Below are 16,264 nucleotides of genomic sequence, written 5' to 3' on the forward strand. Positions count from 1 at the left end.
TTATGACAATGCTATGGCAGAAAATTTCTTCTCCATTCTAAAAATAGAGTACATCTCCCGCCTCAAGCCAACGACATTGGCCGAGGCCAGAGAAGACATTGACAGCTACATTTATTTCTACAACCACGATCGTATCCAGTTAAAAGCTGGAGTGGCGCCGCTCACGCTGCGCCACTCCGCTTAAAACTTAATTTTTCCTACCAAGGGGCTTTTTTGTGCTGTCCGTATAATTGGGGGCAGTACATTTTGCAGGGCGGTGGCTCTTTTATTGGCCATAATAACCTGTATGGATTAAATACGGAATAATCTCTGTCCAATGGGTAAAAACCTAAATCTTTCTCAACAATTTTCAGAGAAAAAGTCTTATCGAACCCCATTTTTCGAAAGACCCCTTGATTCCAGAATTTTTGAAAATATTATTACTTGCTTTCAAACACTTCATGCGGACTTTCTTTTTTCTTGCAGAAAAAACTGTTCATACCAGAGGATAAACGAATATACCGACCAGATTCGCTGCATGTTGGCCGCTTTTCCTTCCTTATGGTCGTTCAAGAGCTTCATAATCGCTTGCTGGTTAAAAAATTGCGCCGCAACTGGCCCTTCAAACTTTTCTCTGACCATATTGTAATATTTGTCCTGCCGCAGCCAGTCATTCAAAGGCACCGGAAAACCTAACTTTTTCTTATTGGCCGTACGCTCCGGCAATTGCTTGAGCGCTGCCCCGCGCAGAGCTACTTTGGTCACATCCCCATGTACGCGATAGCGTGAAGGGATCTGCATAGCTAGCTCTAACATTTTTTTGTCGAGAAACGGTACGCGCAACTCTAAGGAATTCGCCATGCTCATGCGATCCGCCTTTTGCAGGATGTCGAACAACATCCATGTATGAATATCCACATATTGCAATTGTGTCGGTTCATCCAAGTCCTTTACCTTATCAAAATACGGCTTCGCATAATCCACCGGGTCTTTCTGATGGTAATCCTTTTTCAAATAACGATTCACATCGCCATAAGTAAATACAAAATTACTCCGCATGAATCGTTGATACGGCTCCAAGCCGCCGCGCACAAGGAAATTCTTTCCTTTAAAATTTGGGAGCTTCTTTGCTGCTGAGGCGACCGTACGGCGCAATCCCTTTGGAATTTTGCGATATTTTTCAAAATGCATTCCAGCAAGATACATTGGGTACCCGCCAAAAAGTTCATCCGCTCCTTCTCCAGAAAGAACGACCTTCACATACTTCCGCGCATTCTGTGCCAAAAAGTAAAGAGGAACCTCCGAGGGATTGGGAAGCGGTTCATCCATATAGTATTGGATGATCTGATTTGCTTCAAAGAATTCATCAGCGCTTACCTTGTTACTGATGCTCTGCACACCGATCACGCGGGAAAAATCCTGTGCATACGGCAGCTCGCTATACTTTTCTTCCTCGTAACCAACCGAAAAGGTTTTTACATCTTTAGCAACCTTTGAAACTTCGCGCACTACATAGCTGGAATCTACACCGCTGGATAGAAAACATCCAACCTCCACGTCGCTGATCTGGTGGGCTTCTACACTTTTGGTAAATTCCTCCGTGATGCGGGATTCCCAGTCTTCTAAGGATTTTGATTCATCGATTCGGTATTGAATATCGTAGTATTTATGGATGCGCAGGGTTCCATTCTGATACTCAAAATAGTGGCCGCCCAGGAGCTTATAAACATTTCGAAACATCGTTTCTTCGTCCGGAATATACGAATAACACATATATTCGGGAAGCCGCTCCTCATTTAGCTCCAAGCAAAACGACGGATGCTCCAAAAAACTTTTTACCTCTGAGCCAAACAGAAAATCACCGTCTTTTTGGTAATAGTAGAATGGTTTGATCCCAAAGATGTCCCGTGCGCCAAAGAGCTTTTGGGCCTTGTTATCCCAAATCACAAAGGCATACATCCCACGCAGTTTTTGCAGCAATTCCGAGCCGTATTCCTCGTACCCGTGTAACAATACTTCCGAATCTGTGGACGTCTTAAAGACGTGTCCCTTTGCCAGCAAATCCTTTCGCAATTCCTGGAAATTGTAGATCTCTCCGTTAAATACCAGGACCTTAGTCCCATCTTCATTTAGAATTGGCTGGGAACCACCCTCTAAGTCAATGATACTCAACCTACGGAATCCCAGTGCCATGTTCGCATCCACATAATAATCGTCCTGATCCGGGCCACGATGTGCAATGCGGTCTGCCATCGCCTTAATCACTGCATCGCGATCTCCGCCGTAGCCATTTGTAAAAAATCCTACGAAGCCGCACATGGACAAAGCCTCCTTTTCTATCCATCGATCCAACGAAATTTTTCATGACTGTGTAATCAGCTGTTTACAAGCTGGGCGCAGAGGCTTTCCACATCGTTTGATGCTCGCCTGTGCCAATACGTCCAGGGCATCCAATACACCGGGGCCCACGGGCCTATCTCGCTTGATGAGCGAAAGCTCTGTACAGCCCAAAACAATGCATTCCGCGCCCTGTTTGCGCACCGAAGCCGCTGCGGATTGGAATTTTTCCCACTCCAGTGGACGGCCTGCTTTATAGTCGTCATAAATCAGACTCATCACCCGCTCCTGATTCAAACCATCCGGCAAAACACAACCAATTCCCTTCTCCGCCAATGCACTCTGGAACAAAGAGGCACGTATTGTCCCAGTGGTCGCCAAGATTCCCGCTGTGCGTACCCCATTTTCCTTCAAGTAACTGGCGGTTTCCCGCAGGATATGGATAAACGGAATCCGAACCGCAGCAGAAAACGCGGAGAACAGCGCATGCGAGGTAATGCAGGGGATGGCAATACAACTGGCCCCCAGCTGTTCCAACTTTCGGGCGGCGTCTACAATCGGCGGCAATGGAGAGGGGTTTGTAGAATCCAAAATATAGGCGGTTCGATCTGGAATGGATGGCCGGTTAAATACAATGACATCCAAATGTTCCTGATCCGTTTGTGCATCCGTCAACTCTACAATACGACGAAGAAAGTAGGAAGTGGCCATTGGCCCAAGCCCTCCGATGACACCCAGCGTTTTCATTCGTGCAGCCCCTTATTGCCAAAGCATTTTTTATATTTTTTCCGGTAGTTCATCTGATTGAGGAAAAAGGCTAGCTCATGCTTAAAATTGCGATCCGGTTTATATTGCATCGACTGGCAATATTTTCCCGCCTGAATTAGTGCGCGCGCTTTTGCTTTGAGAGCTTCATCGCGCACATATTTAAAAATAACATCCTTTGGAATGATACTCCAAAGTACTTCATTGGTCGCAATGGTCAAAGGCTGCTCTTTATGTTCCAAAACGTCTTCCACCAACCACTTGGCCATATTATATCCTGCGGCCGTTACATAAAAGCTGCTTCTCCCCTGCCTTAAGTTCATCTCAAAAAGCTTGTAGCGTCCATCGCGTGGATCAAATTTCATGTCAAAATTGGCAAATCCAATATAGCCAATCCCCTCTAAAAATGCGCGCATTTGCTCGGACAAAGCATCGTCATGCGTGCTAATGATGGCCGCATAGCTTCCGATTCCTTCGGGAGAGTGCTCTTCCAACAATGCATGTCCCAGGGCAATCAGCTTTACCTTTTTATCCCGGCCACAGTAACAGTTCATCACACGCATATTGCTGTCGTCCCCTGGAATATATTCCTGCAAAATCAAATGGTCTTTATAAGAAGAACCATAGATTGCATCCAAAATGGCGTCAAATTCTTCCCGATTGTTCGCTACAAAGACCTTTTTCTTATATGGAAAATGACAATTCCAGTATGCCACCGAATTGCTCGGCTTGATGATCACTGGAAAATCAAACGGCAGTTTTACACCTTTATAGGTCTCATAAGAACAAGTCGTGGTTTTCGGGAAGGCAAATCCGTGTTCTTCACAAACCTGGTAAAAACTCTCCTTGATGCTGAGACGCATCAGGAGAGGCTCATCAATACATTCAAAGCGATAATAAGGACGCAATTGTTCCTGATTTCGAACCAAAAGCTTTATATAATTGTCGCCACAGGGTACCAACAGCAGCGTTTTGTTAGGGTAGCGCCCTGCAAAGTCAATCAGAGTTTTGCAAAACACAGCATCGTCTTCCAAATTGGGCTCTACGCATTCCACCGACACAATCGAACTGTTTGAGGTGGCATTCAAGCGGCCTTTTCCTACCGCTACACTTTTGATTCCGTACGCCTCATGAAAGGAACGCGCCATTCCATACACATTCACATCGCTGCCAAGCAATACCGGCAGAAAATCCAACTGGCCCATGAAATTCCTCTTTTCTTCGATGTTATTCTGCAAACGCCCATGCTATGCACAGGCTGTTTTTCTCTTTCTTCATTATGGCCCCAAGCTGCGTTCCCATACGCTGCCCCGCCAATATTTGTATATTATACTATTTTTGCCTAGGAATGACAATAAAAGAATCCCTTTTGAATGCAGGCAAAAACTGTGCAGGTTGCAATTGAACCCTAAAATAGCTCCAGCCGTGCACGAATGACGCACACGGCTGGAGCTGGGGAATGGAATATAAAGCGCAAACGCTCTTATTGATTTATTTATTGGCCTTTCCCTGGTTTGCCACGCTCTGCATTTTAGCAGCAATCGCATCCGGATCGCCCAAATACTCTTTATGAACAACGCGGAAATCTGGTCCAAACTCATACACAAGCGGTACGGCTGTCGGGATATTTACCCCTACGATCTCTTCCTCGGAGAGATCCTCAAAATACTTAACCAATGCCCGCAGCGAATTGCCGTGTGCAGCGATCACAACACGTTCCCCCGCCTCAATACGCGGACGGATTTCCTGCTCAAAATACGGAATCACGCGTGCGATTGTGTCCTTCAGGCTTTCCGTTAGCGGCAAAAGTTGTGGATCAATGCCGCGGTACTGTGCATGGCCACGTGGATTGCGCTCGTCACTCTCTTCCAATGCAGGGGGTTGAATATCAAAGGAACGGCGCCAAATCTTCACCTGATCTTCGCCATATTTCTGTGCCGTTTCGGATTTATTAAGCCCTTGCAGCGCGCCATAGTGGCGTTCGTTAAGCTTCCAGCTCTTTACCACCGGCAACCATTCGCGGTCCATCTGTTCCAAAGTCAAATTTAATGTATGGATGGCACGCTTTAAATAAGAAGTATAACAAATATCAAAATCACATCCGGCCTCTTTGAGCGTCTTTCCCGCCTGTGCCGCCTCCTGGCGACCAGTCTCAGAAAGGTCTACATCCGTCCAGCCGGTGAACAAATTCAATTTGTTCCATTCACTTTCGCCATGGCGAATCAGCACTAATTTTCTATTTTGACTCAATTCCGTCACTCCTTGTCTTTAGTTAGTTATTGCTAACTATGTTTATGTTTATTATATACCATTTGTATCCATATTTCAAGGATTCCTTTTCCGCCATTCTCTCTATTTCTCAATATATCCAAAATTTCAGGCCGCTATGCATCAAAAACCCGCGTCCCAAATCTTTGGAACGCGGGTTTTTGGCTGATTCTTTTTCGCTTTTATTCGCATGTAAATGTTTATTTTACATAACCGTGTGCTGCACGCCACTCCTCCGCTGTACCGCTGTAGAAGAAGTCGTTTGTCTCGCCGCTTTTCCACCCCATTCGGGTAGCTATCTTGCTGACTACAACACAGAGGATCGGAGAGATCACCATGGCGGCACAAGCATAGATCGGTCCATCCGGCGTTGTAAAACCGGAAAGAGCCACTGGTACAAATGCGGTGAGAAAACCTCCCAACATGCCGGCCCAAGCTCCCGCACGGTTGATTCCCTTCCAATACAATGCAATCGCATAGGGGGCAAGGAATGCGCCGGAGATAATCCCCCAGGAATAGGACATCATCTCTAAGATCGGTGTGGGATAATTCGCCACTATGTAGGAACCAATCACGAATATTAAACACAACACACGCGTCAGCATAGCTACATTTGCATCGCTCATTTTGGGCTTCCATTTCCCTTTGATTAGATCCATTGAAACAGTGGAGCAAGCGGTCAATGTGATACTGGAAAGCGTCGAAACCGATGCAGAAATCAAAAGGACCAATACAATTCCAATCAAGATATTCGGCAACCCCGCCATATTCAGCATATTCGGGATGATATAATCCTTACCTCCCTCCGGCATGGTATCCCCAAAGAACAGGTGGGAAAAGGAGCCAATAAAATAGCCGCCACCCGCCACCAACAGAGCAAAGAAAGTGGAAATTACTGTACCACGCCGAACTTCTTTGTCATCGCGGATTCCATAGTATTTGTGCACCATCTGCGGTAATCCCCATGTTCCAAAGCTGGTCATGAGAATCGTCGCCACCAAGGACAAAACGGTCTGCGACGACATGGGCGTCATCCCGCTTTCGTTCATATAATCGGTCATCCGCTGGAACCCCTCGGACAACCCTCCTACCTGCGGGCAAATCACAACCATAGCCAAAAGCGCTGTCACGCCAAACATCATCACAATACCCTGTACAAAATCGGCCTTTAAGGTCGCCATATAGCCCCCCAACACCAATACCACCGCGGATGCAACTGCAATCATAATCATGCAGACCTTCTCGTCGATGTTGAGCAGGATGGAACACACACTGGTCAACCCTTTATAAACAGACGCCGAATAAGGCAACAGGAAAATAAAGATCACCACACAGGAAAAGATCTTCATGCCATTGCTCTGATACCGCATTTCAAAAAGCTGAGGCATTGATTTAATCTTTAAGCGCCGGGTAACCTCCCTGGTTCGCCCCGCCAACACCTTCCAAGCCAACAGAGACCCAAATACTGCATTTCCAATACCGACTAAAGTAGCATACAGGCCATAATTCCAACCGGAACCACCGGAATATCCGATGAACATAACTGCGGAAAAATATGCAGTTCCATAGGACAGTGCAGAGATCCAAGCGCCCGCATTACGCCCTCCGACGGTGAAACTGGCCATTCCACCGCTGCTATTTTTGGAATGAATCACACCGACTGCCAACATAAAGATGGCATAGATCGCGATGACAATCCAAATCGTCGTCTCTTTGTTCATACCATTTCCCCCTCGATCGCTTCTTCGATTTAAACCTTCGATGCTTTGACTTGATAAATTATCGCTATTCTACCAAAAAGGCAGACGAAAGGCAATTGCTTTTTTGCACAAAATACAAAGGGAAACTTGGGAAACGTGGCGAAAGAAGAAACTCTAAAGAATCAATTGTGTCCGATTCATAACGGGAATGCCTTTTTCCGGCAATACATCACTGTATATTTTGTTCCACCTTTTGGGCAAATCAGTTAGGAAAGGCAAACATCGCTGTGGCCAACCATATAGCGATTCCCCTTTTGCATACAACCGCGAAAGGAGTGATCCGAAATATAGAGAATATCGTCGGCATTCTTTTCAATCAGGCGTTGATAATCGGATCGGATTTCTGCCTCCACATTTGGTCATGCCCTTTATATGGTAAGACCAAAATCAATCGAATCCATGGATTATATTCACGTACTTTTCAGACTGCTTGTTCCGCCAAAAAATCCCCCCCACGCTCCTCCTGCATAAAAAGGAACGAACCCCTCTGTAACAAGCACTTCCATTTTTGGGATGAATGATTCTGCAAGAGCAATTGCAGTTTCCTTGGTGAAGTCTCTATGGCCGGTAAAACAACAGCTTTTCATAATCTTCCTCCAGATTTGTATTCGTTTATATAGTCGTTTTTCAATTCTATTTACTATAGGATCATAGAATACAATTTTTTGAGAGGTGAGGTGAAATGTCTAAATTCATTCCAAAGCCATATAAAAAAGAGCCCATTACGATTCGGATGAGTTCCGACAAAATCGAGCAAATCGATCGTCTATCTGCGGAATTCAACCTGAGCCGCAGCGCTTTTATCTATCAATGTATTGACTATGCAATGGAGCACATGTCCCCAATAAACCCAGAAGGCTCTAAAGGCCCCATTTTATAGGGTGAGAACTTGTTGCTATTCAGATCGATCAGGAATGTAGGCGTGTAGATGTGTTTTGAGCCATCGCCTCTCGAGACCTTTCTTTGCAGGCCTTCATAAAGCCGCTCTGGAAAACCATATTTCTTTTCATCTCCCAGCGCTTCAAATCTGCAATATGCATTGGGCAACTTCCCTTCGAAAAATGAACCTAAAGCAAATAGGCTATACCCCATGAGATAAGAGATATACAAGATTCATGTGCAATCTCACTTACTCTTTTTTATGTCATAGCAAGGTCCATTCCATCGTAGTTCATTCGTGGAAAAATTGTTCCTTTTTCGTGGATCAATCATTCTCCATGCTTGTATTTTTTAGACCGTTATTTTTAATATCAAAATTTTTGAAAAACGATACGCTTGTTTTGTCATTAAAATCTTCTTTCTTATATAGTCCTACATCTCTTCCTTGCACTTGGTTCGATGATTTTTCGTGTAACTCTTCTACTCCCCGCTATGTAGGTGGTTTCCTATTTTGTTTCGTTCGACCCTAAAAGCAGTAATTAAAAAGCGGCGCTATCCGAATGCCCAGATAGCGCCGCTTTTTTCTTTGCTGTTATTCTTCCAAGTAGCCTTTTTCAATGCTCTCCTGAATCATCTTGTCCACAACCGTCCAAACTTCCGGAAGCGCCACACGGATGGGAGCCATCCGCTCATAAACTTGTGCGCTCTTCACACCGCCGAGTCCCCAAGTATGCCCCTGAGTCAAATAATTGTTTAAAAATGGCTGTAAACGGTCGATCGCCGCTGCATACTGCGCATCCGCCGTCTCCATCGCATCAAATTCTTCCCACAATGCGCGGAGTTCCGTTCCTTGATCTTCCGGTAACGTTGCAAAAAGCCGGTCTGCAGCCTCGGCTTCTCGCTGCTGCTTGTCCTGATTTCCCTGTATATCATATGCAAAGGTATCGCCCGCATAAATCTCGATCAAATCATGCACCAAAGCCATTCGAATTACACGTTCGTAATTAACCTTTTCCGGATCGGTATATTCCGCTAAAAGCATTGCCATCAAAGCAAAATGCCAAGAATGCTCTGCATCCGATTCACGCCGCGTTTTATCGATCAAAATGGTTCTGCGATAGACGCTTTTCATCTTGTCTACCTCGATTAGAAAGCGCAGCTGCTGTTCCAGTCGGGTGTTGTCCATCTGTTTTCCTCGCTTTCCCTACGCTGGAAGGAACTCCTGTTCCAACCTTGACACCATGTCCTCATATGTTCGGGCACAATTCTCTGGGTTGCCAGCTTCAAGCTCCACCAGACACGGCTGCAAATAGTTTTGCCAAATTCCCTGATAGATGGATGCGCGGTCCACGCTGTGGTCAATTTTTTGCACCAAAATCGGTGCAAAAAGATAGTACTCTTGAATTTTCCGTCTACCTCCCGGCGTCTGTGTTAGCCAGTCGTCCCGGAAACGGCGGAAGGCTGTCAACTCATAACAATCATCGCTTTTTCCCTGAAACTCACACACCGCCGTAGTAATAAAACACAACCTTTGACGGAAACCTCTGCTGATCTCTTCATAGCGTGCTTTTCCCAGCGGCTTTTTAGGGTACTGTTTATTCCACTTTTCAAGAAAATGGTCTGCCAATGCCTCCGCTGCCTCATGCTCTTGCTTTAGGATTGCGGGGATCAGAAACGCGACAACCGTATAGCGATAATCAAAAAAACGCGTGTCGCTCTCCTTCAGTTCCATCTGCTGAAACAGTTCCAAAAAGCGCCCCATCAAAAAAACGCTGTATTCTTCCGCCGCACGTTCTATTGAGCCAGCCTCCGCTGCAGCACAATAAGCCTGCAATACCGGCGCCCACCTCTCTGCATAGGACCGAAACGCCTCCGGATACCCATGATTATTCACCGCCTGGATATTTGCCCGATAAGCGACCAAGTCGTTTTTTAATTGCTCCTTCGCTGTGCGCAACAACGACGGATACGATTCTGAATCCCCCTGGGAGCACAACACCGCTTGAACATCAATAGGCTTGGCGCAATACATACAGACCACTTGTTGCGCATCATCTGGCAACTGAAGTTCTTTTCCGCAGTGAGGGCATTGGGCTGAAATAAATTGCATTTGCTAACACCTCTTTATGAACAAAACCACCCTTAGATTATTCGTGGCTTTTTACATATTCTTTAATTTTTTCAAAGCTCTCCTGGCTGATGATGTGTTCAATCCGGCAGGCATCCTGTGCCGCAGTTTCCGGATTGACGTCTAGGGCCTTGCGAAAAAACTCTGTCAGGACAGTGTGGCGCTCATAGACGGCGCTGGCTTTCGCAAAACCGCTCTCCGTCAGGACAATGTTCCCATTCTTTTCCATGACAATCAGCCCCGCCTTGCGAAGAATACTCATGGCACGGCTGACGCTCGCTTTGGTAAAGGAGAGCTCATTGGCAACATCCACAGAGCGCACATAACCATTTCGATTTTTTAATATCAGAATCGTCTCCAAATAATTTTCTCCGGATTCTTGAATCTTCATAGAACTCCTCCTGTGCTAATGTGGATTTGTATTCTTTTAATTATAGCAGTTTTCCTTAAAAATGACAAGGAAATCTGGATTCCTTTATGGTTTTCACCATATGTATCAAATCCGCTTTTATGATAAAATAGAAAGTGTCTGTTTCAGTAAAAACATTGATTCCTTTTCAACCAGTATAAATAGCGATAATAAATACCATTAGTTATAAAGTAATTCAAATAAGGAGCGAAGCCAAATGATTACCGTTTCTGATCTGGGCCTAAGTTTCAGCGGCCAGAACCTCTTTTCCCACGTCAACCTATTGTTCACGGCCGGCAACTGCTATGGCGTGATAGGGGCAAATGGCGCGGGAAAGTCTACTTTTTTAAAAATCCTCTCCGGCGAGCTGGAACCCACAAAGGGAGAGGTCGTCATCGATCCAAAGCTGCGCATGTCCGTTCTGAAACAGGATCACCACGCCTATGACGCATACACGGTCTTTGAGACGATCCTCATGGGGAACCCCCGCCTGTATGAGGTCCTTAAGCAAAAAGATGCGCTGTACGCGAAAGAAGATTTTTCCGACGCAGATGGCGATCTTGCTGCGGAATTAGAGGCAGAATTTGCCGAACTCAACGGTTGGGAAGCGGAAACAGAGGCTGGGAAACTGCTGCAAGGGCTGGGCTTGGACAACATGCTGCTATACTCGCAGATGGACACGCTTCCCGGCAATGAGAAAGTAAAAGTGCTTCTTGCGCAATCGCTGTTTGGCCAGCCGGACATCATCCTTTTGGACGAACCGACGAACGACCTGGATGTGCGGTCGATCTCTTGGCTGGAAGACTTCCTCGCCGATTATGAGGGAACTGTAATTGTCGTATCGCATGACCGCCATTTTCTGAACAACGTCTGTACCCATATTGTAGACATTGATTACAATAAGATCAAGCTCTATGTGGGAAATTACGATTTCTGGTATGAGTCAAGCCAATTGATGCAACGCGTTATGCGCGACCAAAATAAGAAGGCAGAAGAAAAGATCAAGGAATTACAAGCTTTTATTCAACGTTTCTCTGCCAACAAAAGCAAATCGAAACAGGCGACATCCCGTAAAAAACTTCTGGAAAAAATCACGGTGGAAGAGATGCCTGCTTCTAGCCGCCGGTATCCGTTTGTCGGTTTTACAATGGATCGGGAACCTGGAAAAGAAATTTTAGAAGTTGAAAATCTTTCAAAAACGGTTGACGGCGTAAAAGTCCTCAATAACATCAGCTTCCGTGTCAACAAAGGGGATAAAATTGCTTTCCTTGCCAAAAATGATCTGGTTACCACTGCGCTATTCAAGATTCTGATGGAAGAGTTAGAGCCCGATGAAGGGCGTTTCAAATGGGGAGTTTCTACCACCCAATCCTACTTTCCGCAGGACAATTCCGCCTATTTCAACGGGTGCGATATGAGCATCATCAAATGGTTGGAACAATATGCACAGGATACCACTGAAACCTATCTGCGCAGCTTTCTCGGCAAGATGCTTTTCTCCGGCGATGATGTACAAAAGCCGGTAAACGTTCTCTCCGGTGGGGAAAAAGTTCGCTGCATGCTGTCCCGTATGATGATGTTCGGTTCCAATGTCCTGGTCGTCGATCAGCCCACCAATCACTTGGATCTGGAGTCCATTACGGCCGTAAACAATGGTTTGATCGCATTCAAAGGCATTGTGCTTTTTGCTTCGCACGACCATCAATTTATCCAGACGGTTGCCAACCGAATCATTGAGATCACAGAGGATGGAATCATTGACCGTCTCGGCACATACGATGAATACCTGGAATCTATGAATCGTATGTAAAAGCGGACAAGTTTTTCAAGGTACGATTGTTTCCATATATGCCTAATTAAAAAGTGCCTACATTCCTTTTGCTCAAGGAATGTAGGCACTTTTTGTATGTCTTCTTTGGCAAAATGAGATCCTACAACTCTACCGGAGAGAATCAAACGATTCCGCTTGCAAGAAAGTCCGAGCATTCATAACAGGCTTCTGTTCGTACGTGTAACGCCCATTTACAGGTCCTATGAACAATCGATACAAGTGGAAGATTCGCGCCTTTTAAGAATCTTACCGGCGTGATGGCCTCACGGGCTTCCACAAGCCTCGATTGGACTGGGGGCTACGGCTTTGACGTTACAGTTGGACGAATCGTTCGATCGCACGGGCCACCCCATCCTCCGCATTGGAGGCGGTGCAATACTTCGCAGCCGCCTTCGCTTCCGCTGTACCGTTATCCATAGCAACCGAGTAATCTGCATATTGCAGCATTTCCACATCGTTTCCACTGTCCCCTATTGCCATCACTTCACCTGGAACAATCCCCAGACTTTCACATAGATGGCACAGGGCATCCCCCTTACTTGCACCCGCACAATTCAGTTCAATATTGCTCCCTGCCGAGGATACCACAGAGATCTCGGGTATCTCCTCAAACTGCCTCCATAACTTTTTACGAAGCTCGGGTTCTACATGGGCCAGATTTAGTTTTTCTACCCCTTCCGGATGTCCCTGTAATAACGCTTGAAAGCTTTCCAGCTCAATCTGTGTCTTTCGAATATTTTCAATAAACGCCGCTGTAAAGGGCAGATCGTTCACTCTCTTTAAAGAACGTTTTTCCGCATAGATCTTTCCTCCACAATAAATCTGTGTCAGAAGGCCATAAGGTTCTAAAATTTTCAGTATCCGCTGCACCACTTCTGCCGGCATTGGGTTGGTGTAGATCACCCGATTTTCTACACGATCCCACACGGAAGCCCCATTGGAATTGATGACATAACGAATTCCTTCCATCTCCAAGAAAACCCTTGGCAACATAGCCGCCACCCGTCCTGTCGCCGGCACAACCAACACGCCCCGTTTCACAGCTTTCTGCATGGCAAGTTGAACGGCTGGCGTGACAGTGAGGTGGTCGTCCAACAAAACTGTTCCGTCCATATCCAGCGCAATCAGTCGGATTCCCATACGCTGATCCTCCTTAAAGATGAAGTTTATAAATCCAAAAAAGCGTCATGCTCCGCATATTGTGGTATCTCTGTTACAGCGGAAATAGCATTGCAACCATTTGATTTTCTGCCTTATCCTGTCGGGTATGAAAAGAGCCTATTCTGTAGGCTTTATTCATTCACTTATTTCTCTGCTTCCCTTTCCAGCTTTGCTATGGAGGAGGCCTAGTGAGCCGGAATACCAAACAAGGATCTATTGGGTAACAATGGTCTGTTCTCCAAACCAGCTGTACCCTCTCAGCACCAATATATAGTATAAAGAAAATTTATCCTGGATTAATTGCAGGGGATAAATATTCTGAAAATGTACCCACCAGACTTTGTTCCTATGCCTATACAAAAACTGTGCAGTCTTACAAGATGGTTCTTCTTTCCTGTTCAAAGCATTGCTATCGTAGCCTTTTCTCCTTTGCATATACAGGGGGACTTGCAACAAACAAGCACCTTTCCCATAAGATAGTTAGGAGACACGGACGGCATGCGACCGTCCGAATTTAATTTGGATTGGGGCGATTCTATGCTGACAGCTCTGCTTTCCTGCGCACTTTCCGGCCTGATTTTTTTCATCCTACATGTCACCGGCGCTGGCTCTTTCCCAAGGCCGTTAACTGCGGAGGAAGAGCGCAATTGCTTGGAACGCCTCAAAAACGGAGATTCCAGCGCGCGTAATGAACTGATCGAACATAACCTACGTCTGGTCGCCCATATCGTAAAGAAATACTACTCGAATACAAATGACCAGGACGACTTAATATCCATCGGTACGATTGGACTTATCAAAGCAGTCAACACCTTTGACCACTCCAAAGGGATTCGTCTTTCTAGTTACGCAGCGCGTTGCATTGAAAATGAGGTACTCATGTATTTTCGCGCTGCCAAAAAAAGCGCGCAGGACGTATCCATGAATGAACCAATTGACACCGACAAAGACGGCAATGCATTGACTCTTATGGATGTAATGGCCACAGAGGACAACATTGTCGAGAATCTGGACTGGAAGGTCAAATCCGAACAACTCAAACGTTACATTGCTCAGGTCCTTACCCCTCGGGAACGTGTTATCATTGAACTTCGTTACGGCCTCAATAACGATCACCCCCTCACGCAGAGAGAAGTCGCTGCACGTCTAAAGATTTCCCGCTCCTATGTATCGCGTATTGAAAAAAAAGCCTTGCAACTTTTAAAGAGACAGTTCGATAAGCCCTATCGTTAAAGTTTCTATTTTCGTCAGACACATCCGTTGTACCCAAAAATAACATCTATACTTATAAATCCCTGACCTTTTCCAAATGTTGGAGACGGGCCAGGGATTTTTTAGATTGAATCCTCTGAAACCTATTCTAGGTCATAAACAGCAGAACATTTATTTACAAATCATACAGTTTTCCATTATTTTACAAATTTCTTAAATGTGAATTTTAACAACAAATTTGTTGAATTCCTACCCTCGACATAGTATAATAGAAATCGTATATTTTTTGCAAATTCATTGTTGAATTTGTTGGATTTTTGTAAGAATTTTTGCGGTCAATCACCATTGACCGTGGCAAAGGGGCTCGTCAAAATGGATCTTCAAAAGGGACAAAAGTTAAAGCTTTCGGAGCTCTCCCCATCCGGTAAGGTAACGGTCCACGTAGCAGTACAGATGCGTGACGGGGAAGCAGACACCACCTGTTTCGGGGTCGATGCAGAAGGGAAATTGTCGGATGACCGTTATTTTATTTTTTACAACCAGTTGCGCTCTCCAGAGGGTGCAATTGTTATGGAAAGCGGAAACGATGGGACAACTTTTTCCATGGACTTGGACAACCTTCCAGACACCATACAGAAACTAGTTATCACGGTTGCCGCGGACGGTTGTTTGATGCGCGATATTGCCAGTGGAATCATCTCATTGACAGGGGGCGCTCTCTCCGCCGACTATTCTTTTTCCGGAGACCAGTTCAACCAAGAACGAGCATTAATTCTTTGCGAGCTTTACAAAAAAGATCATATCTGGCGTTATTCCGTTGTCTCCAGTGGCTTTAACGGTGGTTTAGATGCTCTTCTTGCCTATTTTGGAGGGGAAGTTGCTCAGCCACAAAATCCTGCGCCCGTCCCTGTTCCACCGCCGGTGGTTCCTAAAGTCAATCTGAGCAAAATCAGCCTTAAAAAGAGCGGAGATTCTCATAAAATTGATCTTCATAAAAACAGTGGAGAAATCCATGTCAATCTGAATTGGAATGCCGGGAAGCGCGGCCTATTTCGCGGTGGTGCAATTGATTTGGATTTGGCCTGTATGTACCGGCTGAAAAATGGCAAAAAGGGCGTCATACAAGCCCTTGGAAACGCCTTTGGAAGTGCGACCTCTGAGCCGTTCATCCTATTGGATCAAGATGATCGTTCGGGCAACAGTGTCGGCGGAGAAAACATGTATTTTAAGCGGCCAGAACAGATCGAATTTGCAGTTGTATTCGCCTATATCTACGATGGCGTTCCCAATTGGCGTTCGACAGACGCCGCTGTGCTTTTGCAGCAACAGGGAGCCCCGGACATCGAAATTCGCATTGATAACCCAAACAGTCAGGAGCGTTTTTGCGTTTTGGCCAGTTTGTCCGGATCAAGTGGTCATTTGGAAGTCAAACGGGAGGATCGTTTCTTTTCTGGACATCGCCAGGTGGACGATTATTATCATTTTGGATTTCGATGGGTTGCCGGCCATAAGTAATTCAATTTATTTTTGGATTA

Annotated in this window: 14 protein-coding genes; 4 read left to right on the forward strand and 10 right to left on the reverse strand. The window is 45.6% G+C overall.

The window, feature by feature from the left end; translation table 11 throughout:
• The coding region (locus B9Y59_RS10720; RefSeq protein WP_143255382.1) for an IS3 family transposase at nucleotides 1-184 on the forward strand (184 nt) is incomplete at its 5' end.
• 254 nt (nucleotides 185-438) lie between these two features.
• Here B9Y59_RS10720 and asnB read toward each other — a convergent pair.
• From asnB to B9Y59_RS10765, 9 genes are all read right to left on the reverse strand, one after another.
• The gene (gene asnB, locus B9Y59_RS10725) at nucleotides 439-2,298 is read right to left on the reverse strand and encodes an asparagine synthase (glutamine-hydrolyzing) (protein ID WP_085533393.1); all 1,860 of its coding nucleotides are present in this window, start codon (nucleotides 2,296-2,298) and stop codon (nucleotides 439-441) included.
• 42 nt (nucleotides 2,299-2,340) lie between these two features.
• Entirely contained in the window at nucleotides 2,341-3,063 is a 723-nt protein-coding gene (locus tag B9Y59_RS10730; protein WP_054324745.1) for a cysteate racemase, read from the reverse strand.
• Entirely contained in the window at nucleotides 3,060-4,286 is a 1,227-nt protein-coding gene (locus B9Y59_RS10735) for a carboxylate--amine ligase (RefSeq protein ID WP_085533395.1), read from the reverse strand. The genes B9Y59_RS10730 and B9Y59_RS10735 overlap by 4 nt, the downstream gene beginning before the upstream one ends.
• A 286-nt stretch (nucleotides 4,287-4,572) precedes the next feature.
• Complete coding sequence (gene gpmA, locus B9Y59_RS10740) at nucleotides 4,573-5,331, reverse strand: 2,3-diphosphoglycerate-dependent phosphoglycerate mutase (protein WP_085533397.1); 759 nt, start codon at nucleotides 5,329-5,331, stop codon at nucleotides 4,573-4,575.
• Nucleotides 5,332-5,549: 218 nt separating this feature from the next.
• Nucleotides 5,550-7,070 (reverse strand): sodium:solute symporter family protein, encoded by a 1,521-nt coding sequence (locus B9Y59_RS10745; RefSeq protein ID WP_054324743.1) that lies wholly within the window; start codon nucleotides 7,068-7,070, stop codon nucleotides 5,550-5,552.
• A gap of 449 nt (nucleotides 7,071-7,519) precedes the next feature.
• Nucleotides 7,520-7,696, reverse strand: coding sequence for a hypothetical protein (locus tag B9Y59_RS15830; protein ID WP_158089008.1), 177 nt, complete (start codon nucleotides 7,694-7,696; stop codon nucleotides 7,520-7,522).
• A gap of 884 nt (nucleotides 7,697-8,580) precedes the next feature.
• Nucleotides 8,581-9,174 carry an HD domain-containing protein gene (locus B9Y59_RS10755; protein WP_085533401.1) on the reverse strand — a complete coding sequence of 198 codons (594 nt, stop codon included), beginning with the start codon at nucleotides 9,172-9,174 and terminating at the stop codon, nucleotides 8,581-8,583.
• Between the two features lie 18 nt (nucleotides 9,175-9,192).
• Nucleotides 9,193-10,098 (reverse strand): CFI-box-CTERM domain-containing protein, encoded by a 906-nt coding sequence (locus B9Y59_RS10760; RefSeq protein ID WP_085533403.1) that lies wholly within the window; start codon nucleotides 10,096-10,098, stop codon nucleotides 9,193-9,195.
• A 37-nt stretch (nucleotides 10,099-10,135) separates the two neighbouring features.
• The gene (locus tag B9Y59_RS10765) at nucleotides 10,136-10,507 is read right to left on the reverse strand and encodes a metal-dependent transcriptional regulator (protein WP_054324737.1); all 372 of its coding nucleotides are present in this window, start codon (nucleotides 10,505-10,507) and stop codon (nucleotides 10,136-10,138) included.
• A 235-nt stretch (nucleotides 10,508-10,742) separates the two neighbouring features.
• Here B9Y59_RS10765 and B9Y59_RS10770 point away from each other — a divergent pair, with 235 nt between their 5' ends.
• On the forward strand, nucleotides 10,743-12,335 hold the full coding sequence (locus tag B9Y59_RS10770; RefSeq protein ID WP_085533405.1) for an ABC-F family ATP-binding cassette domain-containing protein: 1,593 nt from the start codon (nucleotides 10,743-10,745) through the stop codon (nucleotides 12,333-12,335).
• Nucleotides 12,336-12,668: 333 nt separating this feature from the next.
• Here the strand turns inward: B9Y59_RS10770 and B9Y59_RS10775 are convergent, their stop codons facing one another.
• Entirely contained in the window at nucleotides 12,669-13,496 is an 828-nt protein-coding gene (locus tag B9Y59_RS10775) for a Cof-type HAD-IIB family hydrolase (protein ID WP_085533407.1), read from the reverse strand.
• A 558-nt stretch (nucleotides 13,497-14,054) separates the two neighbouring features.
• On the opposite strand from B9Y59_RS10775, the gene sigK reads away from it, so the two are divergent.
• The gene (gene sigK / locus B9Y59_RS10780; RefSeq protein WP_054324747.1) at nucleotides 14,055-14,750 is read left to right on the forward strand and encodes an RNA polymerase sporulation sigma factor SigK; all 696 of its coding nucleotides are present in this window, start codon (nucleotides 14,055-14,057) and stop codon (nucleotides 14,748-14,750) included.
• Between the two features lie 351 nt (nucleotides 14,751-15,101).
• Nucleotides 15,102-16,244: a TerD family protein gene (locus tag B9Y59_RS10785; RefSeq protein ID WP_085533409.1), complete on the forward strand. Its 1,143-nt coding sequence runs from the start codon at nucleotides 15,102-15,104 to the stop codon at nucleotides 16,242-16,244.
• Nucleotides 16,245-16,264: the final 20 nt, after the last annotated feature.

Origin of the sequence: Anaeromassilibacillus sp. Marseille-P3371 (assembly GCF_900169665.1) — a bacterium.
Classification (GTDB): domain Bacteria; phylum Bacillota; class Clostridia; order Oscillospirales; family Acutalibacteraceae; genus Anaeromassilibacillus.